The 13,307-nt window shown below is 41.4% G+C and carries 13 protein-coding genes and 4 pseudogenes; 2 read left to right on the top strand and 15 right to left on the bottom strand.

The features are described from left to right. Nucleotides 1–20: 20 nt before the first annotated feature. The 5 genes and pseudogenes from ACGHVY_RS09655 to ACGHVY_RS09635 all read right to left on the bottom strand — a co-directional run. A pseudogene (locus ACGHVY_RS09655) lies at nt 21–324 on the bottom strand (SPASM domain-containing protein); the annotation flags it as partial. 201 nt (nt 325–525) lie between these two features. Next, nucleotides 526–735 (bottom strand): annotated as a pseudogene (locus ACGHVY_RS09650) (TQO small subunit DoxA domain-containing protein); the annotation flags it as partial. 54 nt (nt 736–789) lie between these two features. After that, nucleotides 790–993, bottom strand: a pseudogene (locus tag ACGHVY_RS09645) (DUF2023 family protein); the annotation flags it as partial. Next, a pseudogene (locus ACGHVY_RS09640) lies at nt 983–1,135 on the bottom strand (flavodoxin domain-containing protein); the annotation flags it as partial. The pseudogenes ACGHVY_RS09640 and ACGHVY_RS09645, both read right to left, overlap by 11 nt. A gap of 183 nt (nt 1,136–1,318) precedes the next feature. Further along, on the bottom strand, nt 1,319–2,494 hold the full coding sequence (locus ACGHVY_RS09635; RefSeq protein ID WP_308745799.1) for a phosphoribosylaminoimidazolecarboxamide formyltransferase: 1,176 nt from the start codon (nt 2,492–2,494) through the stop codon (nt 1,319–1,321). A 206-nt stretch (nt 2,495–2,700) separates the two neighbouring features. On the opposite strand from ACGHVY_RS09635, the gene ACGHVY_RS09630 reads away from it, so the two are divergent. Both ACGHVY_RS09630 and ACGHVY_RS09625 read left to right on the top strand, forming a co-directional pair. After that, the gene (locus tag ACGHVY_RS09630) at nt 2,701–3,405 is read left to right on the top strand and encodes a hemerythrin domain-containing protein (protein WP_291589486.1); all 705 of its coding nucleotides are present in this window, start codon (nt 2,701–2,703) and stop codon (nt 3,403–3,405) included. Beyond that, nucleotides 3,395–4,006 carry a LuxR C-terminal-related transcriptional regulator gene (locus tag ACGHVY_RS09625; RefSeq protein WP_308745798.1) on the top strand — a complete coding sequence of 204 codons (612 nt, stop codon included), beginning with the start codon at nt 3,395–3,397 and terminating at the stop codon, nt 4,004–4,006. The genes ACGHVY_RS09630 and ACGHVY_RS09625 overlap by 11 nt, the downstream gene beginning before the upstream one ends. 560 nt (nt 4,007–4,566) lie before the next feature. Here ACGHVY_RS09625 and ACGHVY_RS09620 read toward each other — a convergent pair. The 10 genes from ACGHVY_RS09620 to ACGHVY_RS09575 form a co-directional block, all read right to left on the bottom strand. Further along, on the bottom strand, nt 4,567–5,214 hold the full coding sequence (locus ACGHVY_RS09620; RefSeq protein ID WP_390598668.1) for an acyltransferase: 648 nt from the start codon (nt 5,212–5,214) through the stop codon (nt 4,567–4,569). Further along, a complete protein-coding gene (locus ACGHVY_RS09615) occupies nt 5,166–6,110 on the bottom strand; it encodes a glycosyltransferase family 2 protein (RefSeq protein WP_390598667.1) in 945 nt (314 codons plus the stop codon). Before ACGHVY_RS09615 ends, ACGHVY_RS09620 begins: the two co-directional genes overlap by 49 nt. A gap of 14 nt (nt 6,111–6,124) precedes the next feature. Next, a complete protein-coding gene (locus tag ACGHVY_RS09610) occupies nt 6,125–7,285 on the bottom strand; it encodes a sugar transferase (RefSeq protein WP_308745795.1) in 1,161 nt (386 codons plus the stop codon). A 15-nt stretch (nt 7,286–7,300) separates the two neighbouring features. Further along, nucleotides 7,301–7,666 carry a PleD family two-component system response regulator gene (locus tag ACGHVY_RS09605; RefSeq protein WP_022137887.1) on the bottom strand — a complete coding sequence of 122 codons (366 nt, stop codon included), beginning with the start codon at nt 7,664–7,666 and terminating at the stop codon, nt 7,301–7,303. Nucleotides 7,667–8,221: 555 nt separating this feature from the next. Next, complete coding sequence (locus tag ACGHVY_RS09600) at nt 8,222–9,262, bottom strand: asparaginase (RefSeq protein ID WP_308745794.1); 1,041 nt, start codon at nt 9,260–9,262, stop codon at nt 8,222–8,224. Between the two features lie 240 nt (nt 9,263–9,502). Continuing rightward, nucleotides 9,503–10,276 (bottom strand): tryptophan synthase subunit alpha, encoded by a 774-nt coding sequence (gene trpA / locus ACGHVY_RS09595; RefSeq protein ID WP_390598664.1) that lies wholly within the window; start codon nt 10,274–10,276, stop codon nt 9,503–9,505. 19 nt (nt 10,277–10,295) lie between these two features. Beyond that, nucleotides 10,296–10,919: a phosphoribosylanthranilate isomerase gene (locus ACGHVY_RS09590; protein WP_390598663.1), complete on the bottom strand. Its 624-nt coding sequence runs from the start codon at nt 10,917–10,919 to the stop codon at nt 10,296–10,298. Between the two features lie 29 nt (nt 10,920–10,948). After that, nucleotides 10,949–11,728 (bottom strand): indole-3-glycerol phosphate synthase TrpC, encoded by a 780-nt coding sequence (trpC, locus tag ACGHVY_RS09585; protein WP_390598661.1) that lies wholly within the window; start codon nt 11,726–11,728, stop codon nt 10,949–10,951. A gap of 2 nt (nt 11,729–11,730) precedes the next feature. Continuing rightward, a complete protein-coding gene (trpD, locus tag ACGHVY_RS09580) occupies nt 11,731–12,726 on the bottom strand; it encodes an anthranilate phosphoribosyltransferase (protein ID WP_390598659.1) in 996 nt (331 codons plus the stop codon). Between the two features lie 4 nt (nt 12,727–12,730). Then, nucleotides 12,731–13,297, bottom strand: a complete 567-nt coding sequence (locus ACGHVY_RS09575) for an aminodeoxychorismate/anthranilate synthase component II (protein WP_308745789.1) — start codon at nt 13,295–13,297, stop codon at nt 12,731–12,733. Nucleotides 13,298–13,307: the final 10 nt, after the last annotated feature.

Below are 13,307 nucleotides of genomic sequence, written 5' to 3'. Positions count from 1 at the left end.
TATATAGGGTGAGAACCTCTTTATTTCGAATTTTTAGTGGAAGTATCCGTCAGTCTGTTCAGATGGCATACCAATAGGTTTTCTTCATTGTCTCGTAAATGCATGCCATTGCCTTGGCAATAGCGGAAGTATTTGCATCGGGCACATTCGTCTTTTTTCATCCACGAACGGTCACGGTAAGGTTGGAATCTCGTTTGCCATATTTCCCCAAAATCATCTTCGTACTTCTCCTTCATAGTTTCCCAGAAACCCTTCGCATCCGTAGCTGGCACAGATAATTCCTTCTTTCCGGGTGGTACGGATGAAGTCGAGCACTTTTATTAGGGCATGTTTGCATAGGGTTAATTTATTCTCGCACGGTTATGAACTAATTTCGAACTTGTGCAAATTAGTCGTTAATACTGAATGAATTTATGACTGATGATGCATGATTTTATTCGTCTGACAATTGTTTCTTTTTCGTCTGACAGTTGTCAGACGAAAGTTCAACAACTGTCAGACGAATAAATTTATATATAACGGGAATTAAATCATTGCATACTGCCAATCTAATTTTAGAAAAACTAAGATTAGTTCATACCGGCCCTCAGGCAGATTGTTCAGTGTATTGTCTCTTATTGTCAGGGTTGCCTTGCTGCCTAATGGAATGATAAGGCTATGTTTTCCCGGGGCTACTTTGGCTACGTAATCATTCTTTATATTAGTAAGTGGAAATTGTGCCAGTTCTTCTCCATTTGTTTTTGGGTAGCTTAGATTGTAATAGATAATCTAATGGGTATTTCCCACCGCAAAAAACAGGTTGATTTTATTCGTACCTACTTCTTGTATCATATAACTGATTTTCTGATTTTTCAACCGGCGGACGGCAAACTCTTCGTGCTCCCTGCTCATTGTATAGAGTACCATGTTGCGTACGCCTTTCTTAAACTCATAAATGTGATTAAGGAAAATCCTGATTTCACCAGGGATGATTCTTTCAGTACACCAGCACATCATATTCATTTACCAATGCTTCTGTAAGTTTGGATGCATCGAATACGTGTTCCGAAGAGACATCCAATTTCTCTGCAATCCGGCGGGCAAGGTCTTCTGTCGTTCCGGTAGTGGAACCATAAAATACTCCAATTTTATTCATCTTGATTTTGTTTTAAATGTAATGCCGCAAAGATAGGGTGTCCTTTAGAAATAGGAAATCCCCATTTATAATGGAATAACAGTCTCATATTCATTATAAATGGGGATATATAAAATAAGAAGTTAACTTTGGTAAAAGTTGGGATTAACTTATGTAAATCTTCCCTTTTATAGGGGTTGTTTTTTAATGGTGGAACAAGCGGATACCCGTAAATGCCATTGCCATATTATACTTGTCGCAAGTGCTGATAACATGGTCGTCACGAACAGAACCGCCCGGTTGTGCAATGTAGCTGACACCGCTTTTATGTGCTCTTTCGATATTATCTCCAAAAGGGAAGAAAGCATCCGATCCTAAGGCTACTCCCGTCATGGTATCCAGCCAGGCACGTTTTTCTTCGCGAGTCAGTACTTCCGGCTTTTCAGTAAAGAACTGCTGCCAAACGCCGTCTGCCAATACATCCTCGTGGTCTTCTGAAATATATACGTCTATGGTATTGTCGCGGTCGGCACGGCGAATCTTTTCAATCCATGGCAGGTTCATCACTTTCGGGTGTTGGCGCAAATACCAGATATCAGCCTTGTTGCCCGCCAGGCGTGTACAGTGAATACGGGATTGCTGGCCTGCACCGATGCCAATTGCCTGTCCGTCCTTTGCATAACATACGGAGTTGGACTGCGTATATTTCAGGGTGATTAAGGCAATAATCAAATCACGTTTGGCATCAGCCGGAATTTCCTTGTTGGATGTGGGCATCTCTTCCAAAAGGCTTTCGTCAATTTTCAGTTCATTTCTTCCTTGTTCGAAAGTTACGCCGAAAACATCTTTGTGTTCGATAGGAGCCGGACGGTAGGCCGGATCTATCTTTATTACATTATATGTACCTTTTCTTTTATTTTTCAGAATCTCCAGAGCTTCGGGGGTATAATCCGGTGCGATAACGCCATCCGACACTTCACGATTGATGATGCGTGCTGTCTCTTCATCACAAGTATCGGACAATGCGATAAAATCACCGTAAGACGACATGCGGTCTGCACCGCGCGCACGTGCGTATGCTGTTGCCAGTGGTGACAGTTTCACGTCATCCACAAAATAAATCTTTTTCAGTGTATCGCTCATCTCCACTGCAACGGCGGCACCCGCCGGGCTGACATGCTTGAAGGAAGCGGCAGCCGGTAGTCCGGTAGCTTCTTTCAGTTCTTTTACTAATTGCCAACTGTTGAATGCGTCCAGCAAATTGATATAGCCGGGACGTCCGTTCAGTACTTCGATGGGGAGTTCACCTTCTTTCATGAAAATACGGGCAGGTTTTTGATTGGGGTTGCAGCCGTATTTCAATTCGAGTTCGTTTGCCATTTTATTAATTATTATGAGTTATTAATTACAAATTGATAGCGACAAAATTACTAAAAAAAGAGATGCGCACCTAGGTTTGCTATGCAAAATAGTAGCATGTAATTAGTATTTTGGATTTTGTAATGATTCAAAATACCTATAAATAATGATTGCGTTTCAGTGAAATATTCCGTTTCTTTGCAGTCTCTAATATAAAGTAGGTATCGATGGATAATTTACAAAAATATAAATCAACTGATAAGATGATTGATCTCATCAGTGACGATTATTCTTTATTGCAAGTGATGAGCCGTTTCGGACTATCCTTGGGTTTCGGAGATAAAACAGTGAAAGAAGTCTGTGAGCAGAACGGGGTAGACTGCCAGACTTTTCTGATTGTGGTCAATTTCATAGCTGAAGGCTTTTCACGGTTGAACGGTGATAAAGATAATATTTCCATACCGGGATTAATTGACTATTTGCGACAAGCACATAGTTATTTCCTTGATTTTTCTCTTCCCGCTATACGGCGCAAACTGATTGAGGCTATCGACTGCTCACAGGATGATGTCGCTTTTCTTATTCTGAAGTTTTTCGATGAATATACACGCGAAGTACGTAAGCATATGGATTATGAAGAGAAAACCGTGTTCAAGTATGTCGATGCGTTGATTGCGGGGAATGCTCCGAAGAATTATCAAATCAGTACATTCTCCAAGCATCATGACCAGGTAGGAGAGAAGTTGACGGAACTTAAGAATATTATTATTAAATATTGTCCAGCCAAGGCCAATGAGAATCTTTTAAATGCGGCTCTTTTTGATATTTATGCTTGTGAGGCCGGTTTGGAATCTCATTGTAAGGTGGAAGATTATATTTTTGTTCCTGCTATTCTGAACTTGGAAAGGAGGATTAGAGAAAATGAAAAATAACGAAGTTATCCGAATTGCGATTGCGGAAACCTCTGTGATTATTCGCGGCGGATTGACTGCTGCTTTAAAACGTCTTTCTAATGTAAAGATACAACCCATCGAATTGCTTTCTGTCGAAGCGTTGCATGATTGTGTCCGGACGCAGTGTCCTGATATGCTGATTGTCAATCCGACTTTCGGCGATTATTTCGATGTGGGTAAGTTCCGGGAAGAAATGTCCGGTAAAAGAATACGTGTGATAGCTTTGGTCACTTCTTTTGTAGACGCTTCCTTGTTGAGCAAGTACGATGAGTCTATTTCTATCTTCGATGATTTGGAAATACTTTCTAAGAAGATTACCGGTTTGTTGGATGTGGCTTCAGAGGAAGAAGAAACAGATAATCAGGATGCACTTAGTCAGCGGGAGAAAGAAATCGTGATCTGTGTGGTGAAAGGAATGACAAATAAGGAAATTGCGGAAAAACTGTTTTTATCCATTCACACAGTCATCACTCACAGGAGGAATATTAGCAAAAAATTGCAAATACATAGTGCAGCCGGTTTAACTATCTATGCTATTGTAAATAAGCTGGTTGCGCTGAGTGATGTGAAAGATTTGTAGTCGGCTGAAATGTTATTAAATATAAAACCGTTTGCGCACACGGAAATTATTCGTACCTTTGCAGTGCAATTGGGAAATTGCTATTAGTTTATAAGATAAAAGAAAATAGAAGGTATTAGATTAGACAATAAATTTAAGGTATTAAAGTTTTAGTTCAATAGGAAAGTTTTAATAGAAGGTAAAAGGATAACAATAGGTAAACGTTTTAGGGTAAAAAGAAGATTAGTTTTCAGGAAAAAAGAGGTAATGAAAAGAAAAGCCTTTAAGGCTTTTCTGATGTGAGGCGAGTGGTTCCATAAAGGAATTGGCTCGTTTTTTTTGGTTCTGAAATTTGATTGTGCACTTATTTGTAGGTTTGGCAGGATATTATCTATGCTTGACGATATATTAAAAACAAAATCCCGACGAAATCGCTTCGGCGGGACTCTATTTCATTTTTACTTAAATGTGGCTACGTAATAAAATTATGACTAATTAATTCAATTCTGATACTGCAAAGGTAGTGGGTTTCAGTATGCTCCACAATCACCAATATCAGGTATATTGCGCAACTATTCTCATTATTTATGGTTACTGACAGGTACTTTTTCTACTTTTTCCCATTCTTTTGTTTCAAAATTGTACGCCTTGATAATTTTAGCAGGGCATCCCGCACATATGGAATAGGGCGGAACAGGACGGCTGACTACGCTTCCGGCAGCCACTACGCAATGTTTTCCTAAAGTTACCCCCGGAAGAATCACCGAATTGGCGCCTACCCATACATCGTCTTCAATAACGACCGGCTGTGTGCTGACCCCTTGTTCATCAATCATCTTTTCAGCATCCTGATAATTGTGATTGAGCCCTGTGACAGTCACATTCTGGGCCAGATTGACGTGATTGCCGATATGAACGGGGCCTATGATTGTATTTCTTAATCCGATGCGGGTGTAATCTCCGATCGTCAAGTCGCCGACTGCATTGTTAAGGCAGGAGAAGTCTTCTACAACAGAATATTTCCCTAGCGAGAACCGATTGAAGGGTGGAAGATCTTTGCGTGCACTACGATATATAACAGAGCCTTTGCCACGTTTCAGATAGATGAAACCGAAAAGACGTATCCACCAGTTAGGGCGGGTCTTCACGGGATGCATGACGAAGCGGTGGACAGCCTGTCTTAAGCCGGGGTTTCCTTTAATTCGTTGTTTAAATGTCTTTTTCTCCATATTGAATGTTTTTTCTTCTTTTTATCCTCTACCAAATAATCAGGGATTGCCAGGCTGTATGTAATCAATAAGCCGAAAAGCAGAACCCACCAGCTAAATGATGCAGTCCAGTTGTATCTTGTAATCAATGAAGCCCAAACACCTACGAAGATACATAAATTTAACGGAGAAGGTATCAATTGCTGTATAATTCGGTTAAAGAAACTCCAGTTTCCTTCTAATAAGGAAGGGAGTAAATAGGAAGCCATCTTCCGGATACGTTTCCGGTATGGGCAGGCAGGAGCGGATTGACAGTAAACAATGGCGTCCGGCAGGTAATCGATATAGATATTCTGCCGGAGCAACTTACGTTCGATATTGGTTTTTGAGCTTTTCAGATTCTTTTGCAGCCATTCCAATTCAATAGCCATATTGGTTCCGAGTAGATTGGAAGATAATCCGAACTGTGTGTTTCCTGCTCTGTAAAGACTGTTTTTTATTTCATCACATAAGATGCAGAAACGGTTTCGAAAACCTTTGCGGTTTTCTGTGATTGTATGCAATTGGATGGCTTGTATGCCTGAATCGTAGGCATTATATATATTATCCATCAGTCGTGGCGACAGGGCATAAGCCGTATCGGATAGGATAAGTACCAGGCTATACTGTTCTTTGTCTAAACTGATGATGCTTTGGTATAAGTCATTATAAGCGATAAACTCATAAGGCCCTTCTTTATGGATGGCAAGGAGCGGGCTATCTTTTCGGATGAGAATAGCGCAATTGTACTTCTTTTGAGTTTTGGGATAGATGATGTGCTTGAAATGTGAAGCTACTGCCATTACAAAAAGATATAGGAATAAAGCCCCTGTGAAGAAGAATACCAAATCATCTATTATGTAGATATAGGAGTCCATCGTCCGAAAGAGGATTATACATTCTCTTTTTGAATAAATGCAGTAACTGTTTTCAAAATAATTTTTATATCCAGCCCAAAAGAGAATGTCTTTGCATAGGTGATATCCAGTTGCTTGCGTTCTTCGGCGGAAAGTTTTCCGGCTTCACCTCTTTTTTCCACTTGCCACAGGCCGGTTAACCCTGCCGGTCCCATAAAACGGTCGATATGCTCGTCGCTGGTCAGTAGTTCGGCTTCGTAGAGCGGGAGAGGGCGGTTGCCTACTATCGACATATCTCCTTTTAATATATTGATGAGCTGTGGCAGTTCATCAATACTATATTTGCGGATAAAACGTCCAATCTTCGTTATTCTCGGGTCATTCTCCAGTTTAACGAAAGCGTTGTTTTTTTCTTTGGATTTCTTGTGGATATAATCTTCTTCGGTGATAACGAAGTCATCAGATATCAGGAGAATTTCTTCTTCATCGGCATTTTCGTTGAGTGCTGTTTCCTGTTCTTCTTCTCCCCAAATGTCCTGTTCTTCTTCCTGATATTGGTTAAGGGCATTAAAGTCTTTCAGATGCTTGTCGGCATCGGTATACATCGAACGGAACTTGAGGAAATCGAATATCTGATAATTGCTTCCTACCCGTTTGGATTTGTAGATAATAGGCCCCTTGCTCTCTATCCGGATGGCTAATGCCGTGAGTATCAAAAGAGGAGAAAGGCATAGGATTGCCATTCCCGAAAAGAATATATCAAAAACTCTTTTCCATAGCGGCAACTTAAAAGCATTTATATTCTGTGCTTTGAGCTGAAGAGCCTTAATCTTCTGTTCTTTCCTGCGTTTGAGGAAGGTTGATAAGTCGGTCAGGGCTTCGTGAGTAGTCTCGTATTTGACGGTATTATTAATTCCTGCTTTGAGATACTCTGCTGCTTCCTCTTTGGATAAAGAGTCAATCACAAGTACCATATAAAGTCCCGGATATTTTTGGCGCATATAGCGTATATCAGCAATATCTTTAGACAGGCTTACCTGCTCAAAAAACAGAGCAGTGTCATATTTTTCCCGTATCTTATCCAGCACTTTGATAGCTTTATTACAATTCGATATCGCATAAAATACCCCTATACTTAGTTTGGAGAACAGCTCGATTGTTTTACTATCTTTGCCTATATAAATAAAATATTGCATGTAGGAATTTTGGTGTTAGTCGATAATCTTTTTTATTCGGATTTTAAGTTCCAATGGATTGAATGGCTTCAAAATGTAGTCTTCAGCTCCTTCTTCCAATAATCTGATTCTTTCTGTCGTACTTTCTTCGCTGGATAGCATGACGATGGGAATTGACTTGAATAACTCGTTATTCTTCATGTACTTTAAAAATTCATCTCCCATCATAAGTGGCATACGGATATCCGAAATGATAAGATCGGGCATATTTCCTTCATTAAGCCACTCTATAGCTTTAATAGGATCTTCCAAATAGGTAAAATCATAATCTTTTCCTAAATAAACACCGGCCACTTTTCCGATTGTCGCCTTGTCGTCGACTAGTAAAATTTTTTTTTTCATATGAATAGACTTTTCTATTGCTTGCTTTGTTATTGATTTATAGATTAGCTTGTTGTCACTGATTTGTAACACTGTGCAAATATAGATATTATTTTAGAATAAACTCTTAATATAGGGAGCTAAAATTCGTGATATGTATAACTTTCTCTATAAAATGTAAATCAGCAAGAGTTTAATGATGTTAATCTGTTCATGACGATTATTCTTGGTAGCTTCGTAGCCGACAAGTCAATACTCAGTTTAATAGTATCTGCCATTGTTATTCCAGTGATTGGCATGAATAGCATTGTTTTTTTTATCATATAGTTATATTGCTTGATTGTTTTAATCAAATCTCAGACAAAAATAGTTGCATATCTTATATATAAGATGTATTCAGGGCTGTTTTATGTAAGGAAAGCAAATATACTTCTGTTTTGGTTTTACTTTGGCTCTATCGGGTTTGATTGACACTCTTTCGGATGGGAAAAATCCTTAATCTTCTCTTTTACAGGATTATGTAAAAGAGAAGATTAAGGGACTTCAATGAATATATAATGGATATATATTATACACTCAAGGTTTGGTGATTTCCCCTATTAAGCAGGAGTTCATTTTGTTTCGGATATCCTGATTGGATAATCCGTGTCCTAATAGGAACATCAATTTGGTGATGGCACATTCGGGAGTGCTGTCATATCCGCTGATGACACCGGCTTCCAAAAGATGCATTCCCGTCTCGTAGCGTCCCATTTCCACAGCTCCCGAAGCACATTGGGTGATGTTGACGATGATAATCCCCCGTTCGGTGGCTTCCTTTAATTGGCGGATAAACCATTCCTTTTGTGGTGCGTTTCCTGAACCGAAGGTTTTCATGACTACTGCTTTCAATCCGGGAACATGCAGGAGAGAAGTTACGATACTCTCTTGAATACCGGGAAAGAGCGTCAGTATGACTACATTCGTATCGAACAGATAATGTGGTTTTAAAGGCTTGGTAAGGTCGGGCTTACGGATAAGATTGGGCTCGTATTTGATATGGATACCTACGCGTGCCAATGGAGGGTAATTGAAGGATCGGAATGCGTTGAAGTTTTCCGCATTGATTTTGGTGGTGCGGTTGCCGCGCATTAAGTGATTCTCGAAGAATATACATACTTCGGGAACGATGGCTGTGCCGTCCGGATTCTTTGCGGCAGCAATTTCAATGGCGGTAATCAGATTTTCTTTTCCATCTGTCCGCAAGGTACCGATAGGAAGTTGCGAGCCGGTGAGGATAACGGGTTTGCTTAGGTTTTCCAGCATAAAGCTTAAAGCGGAAGCGGTGTAAGCCATGGTGTCTGTCCCATGAAGGATGACGAAACCATCAAAATACTCGTAATTATAATTGATAATCTTTACCAGTTTTGCCCAATAAGCAGGCTCCATATCTGAAGAGTCGAGAGGGGGCTCGAATTGATAGGAAGAGATGCGGTAGTTGAATCTTTTCAGCTCAGGAACATGTTTGAGCAGATGGTCGAAATTAAAGTTCTCTAAAGCACCCGTTTCAGGATTTTCTATCATTCCGATAGTTCCACCTGTGTAAATTAACAAAACAGAGGGAGTATCTACTTTCATAATCGTTGAATTTCTGTTAAAACGCTGACAAAGATACCGATTAATTACAAATTATGAATAGTAAATTATGAATTTGTTTCTAGTTTGTGCGAAAATATAGTAAATATGAATATTTATACGGGAATATACGATGATTTAAAAGAAAAGGTTCCTGTATCTTTAAAAGTAAGTAGTCAAAGTCCATAGGACTGTGCGATAATAGCCGGTCTGATTACTTTAACTACTTACTGCTGGCTATCATTATTTTTTCAACGCTTCCTTCAATTTCAGGATAGCTTTCTCCGGGTCTTTTTCTTCTTCAAGCAAAGTGACAAATTTGCTGCCGATAATTGCTCCCGAAGCATGTTCGCAAGCTGCCTGGAAAGTCGCTTTGTTGGAGATGCCGAATCCTACCATCAACGGATTATTCAGATGCATGTCTTCTATCTTCTTGAAGTACGACCGTTTCTGTTCATTGAAATCCTGTTGCGCCCCGGTGGTTGCCGCGGATGAAACCATATAGATGAATCCGTCTGTATGCGCGTCAATTTCACGTACCCGTTCTTCGCTGGTTTCCGGTGTGATAAGCATGATGACTTTGATGTTGTAGCGTTCGGCGATGATACGGTACCGTTCCTGATAATCACGGAAAGGAAGATCGGGGATGATAACTCCGTCAATGCCACATTCCGTGCATTGACGGCAGAAGTTTTCAAATCCGAACTGCATGATTGGGTTCAGGTATCCCATAAGTACAAGCGGTATATTCACATCTTTGCGAATGTCGCGCAATTGTCCAAAAAGAAGTTTAAGGGACATGCCATTGCGTAATGCCTGGGTAGCGGCATTTTGAATGACAATGCCGTCTGCCATCGGGTCACTGAAAGGAATCCCGACTTCAATCATACTGACTCCGTGCTTTTCGAGCGTACGGATTACATCGGCAGTACCGTCCAGGGTAGGATCACCGGCACAGAAATAAATAGAAAGTATATCTTTCTTATTGCTATTGAAAAGTTGATTAATTCTATTCATGATTATTGGAATTTTAAAATTATGATTTTAGTTCATTCAGGAATGTCCGGATACGTTCCGGATCCTTCTTTCCCGGTTTTAACTCAAAACGGCTGTTGAGGTCGTATCCGGCAAGGCAGGGGTGCTTGAAGTCTTTCAGCGCATTGGCACTGTAAGGGTTGATGCCACCGCTTAGCAGAAAAGGCACATGCCCGTTATATGTATATAGGATACTCCAATCGAACTGGTTGCCCGAACCGCCGTATTGCTCGCATTTGGTATCGAACAGGAGCAGGTCGCACGCCTTCTCATATTCATTTACCTTTACCAGATCCTTGGGGCGGGCTACTGAAAAGGCTTTGATGATTTTCAATCCTGTGGCGTGCAGTGACCGGCAGTATTCCGGAGACTCATTTCCGTGCAGTTGCACACAGTCCAGTCCGAAGCGATCCGCAAACATGCTGACTACCTGTTTGTCCTCATTCACAAAAACTCCGACACGTTGGGTATGGATAGGGAGATAGGCCGGAAGCTCGTAGACATACCGGGGAGATTTGGGATAAAAGATAAATCCCAGCATGTCAATACCTTCAAGTGATTCTACGTCCCGTATGTTTTCAGCTTCACACATACCGCATACTTTGATAATTTTTCCGTTGATCATAGGGCTGTCCGTTTTGAATAATTAGTTTATTATATTGCCTGCAGGAAATTCTGTAAAGTTTCTCCCGGTTGTCCGGTTTTCATAAATGTTTCACCAATCAGGAATCCGCGGAATCCGGCTGCCCGGAGACGTTTTACAGTTTCGGGATCAGAAATGCCGCTTTCGGATACCAACACTGCGTCCTGGGGAAGTTGTCCTGCCAGTCGGAAAGAGTTTTCCACATCAGTGAAGAAAGTTCCTAAATTACGGTTGTTGATTCCTACCATATCCACTTCCTTATTGATATAGCCCAATTCGTCAGAATTGTGAATCTCCAGCAGGACTTCCAATCCCAGAGAGTGAGCTTTCTCTGCAAGCTCATTGCATTTTTCCAGTTCCAGGGCAGCCGCAATAAGGAGCACGGCATCCGCGCCGACGATTTTTGCCTGGTAAAGCTGGTATTCGTCAATGATGAAATCCTTTCTGAGAATAGGAACCTCTACCAAAGGGCGTGCAGTACGAATGTCTTTCAGGCTCCCGCCGAAAAACTTCTCGTCGGTGAGGATAGAGAGGGCGGAAGCGCCTGCCTTCACATAAGACGGAATAATCTCTTCCGGGAGCGCTCCCTGCTTTATCCATCCCTTAGACGGCGAACGTCGTTTGAATTCTGCAATCACACCTGATTTTGAAGAAACCAGTGCTTGTTTCATGGAGCGGATAGCCGGAGCTTCGCTGATGCCTTCCTGCAACTGTTCGATGGAAATAGCCTGCTTTTGCAGATCGACCTCAAATCGTTTGTTGGCTATAATTTCGGATAATATATCTTTCATGTTTAACTGTTTAATTCAATGAATTTCTTCAAAGTAGCCAATGCCCGTCCACTTTCCAGCGATTCTTTGGCTATGGCAATGCACTCTTCAATCGTTTTCTCCGGACAAATTACGTGGATGGCAAAAGCGGAGTTGATAACCACTACATTCTTCTGAGCTTCGGTCGCTGTATTATTCATGATGTTATCGAAGATTTTAGCGGCATCTTCCGGTGTTTGCCCACCATCCAAATCGGTGTCTTTATAACGGGAGAACCCGAGGCTTTCAGGAGTATAAATTTTTTCGTTGCCGCTGGTTGCCACTTTAAATTCACTGGTCAGAGAGATTTCATCATATCCGTCCAGACTATGGACAACGGCAAATTTCGTTTTACTTTCCTGATAAGTATAGGTATAGAGACGTAGCAGCGGGAGATTGTAAACCCCTAAAAGCTGATAGGCCGGTAATACCGGATTCACCAACGGGCCGAGCATATTGAAGAAAGTGCGTACGGCAAGTCCCTTGCGAACCGGAGCGACCGCTTTTAAAGCAGGATTGAACAAGGGGGCATGCAGGTAAGCAATATTACACTGCTCCATGCTACGATGCAGTTGATCCGCATCACTGCTGAACTTCACACCATGTTGTTCCATCACATTACTGGCTCCGCTCACTGATGTTGCCCCATAATTTCCATGTTTAACTACCGGGAAGCCTGCCCCGGCCACCGTAAAACAGGAAGCCGTAGAAATGTTGAACGTATTTTTTCCGTCACCACCGGTTCCTACAATATCTATCGGAGCGAACTCACTCAAATCTACCGGGATGCGCATCTCAAGCAATGCGTCACGGAAACCGCATAATTCCTCAACGGAAATGTTACGCATCAGGAAGACAGTGATTAGTGATGCCACCTGTACATCATTGTATTTTCCTTGTGCGATGTTCTGCAAGATAGTACGCGCCTCATCGCGTCCCAAATATTGATGCTCGAAAAGTTTGTATAGAATCTGTTTCATAACTTTAATCGTTTAGGAAGTTTTTGATAATTTCTTTTCCTTGCGGAGTTAATACGGACTCGGGATGGAATTGGATGCCATGTACGTCATAAGTTTTATGGCGCAATGCCATGATTTGTCCTTCCTTGCTTTCTGCCGTTATTTCCAGGCAGTCTGGAAAACCGTCCCGGCTTACTACCCAGGAGTGGTATCGTCCGACAGGAATTTCCTTTCCCAATCCCTCAAAAAGTATATCCTGACTAAGGATACTGACAGGAGTCTGTATCCCGTGATATACTTCTTTCAGATTTTCCAGACGTGCTCCGAAAGCCTCGCCGATAGCCTGATGTCCCAGGCAAACGCCTAGAATACTTTTGGTAGAAGCATACCTCTTTATAATAGGTAATAGCAATCCCGCTTCTTCGGGTATACCCGGTCCGGGAGACAGGATGATTTTATCGAACCGTTCCACTTCATCAAGTTCTATTTGGTCATTGCGGACTACCTCTACATCCGTAGCTCCCAATTCTTTCACTGCGTGCAGTAAGTTGTAGGTGAAAGAGTCATAGTTATCTAAAAGTAATATTTTCATTTCTTTATTT

The organism is Bacteroides sp. f07 (assembly GCF_042854785.1).
In the GTDB taxonomy this organism is placed as follows: Bacteria; Bacteroidota; Bacteroidia; order Bacteroidales; family Bacteroidaceae; genus Bacteroides.
The sequence above is the reverse complement of the archived record's forward strand: the minus strand, read 5'-3'. Positions and strand labels throughout refer to the sequence as shown.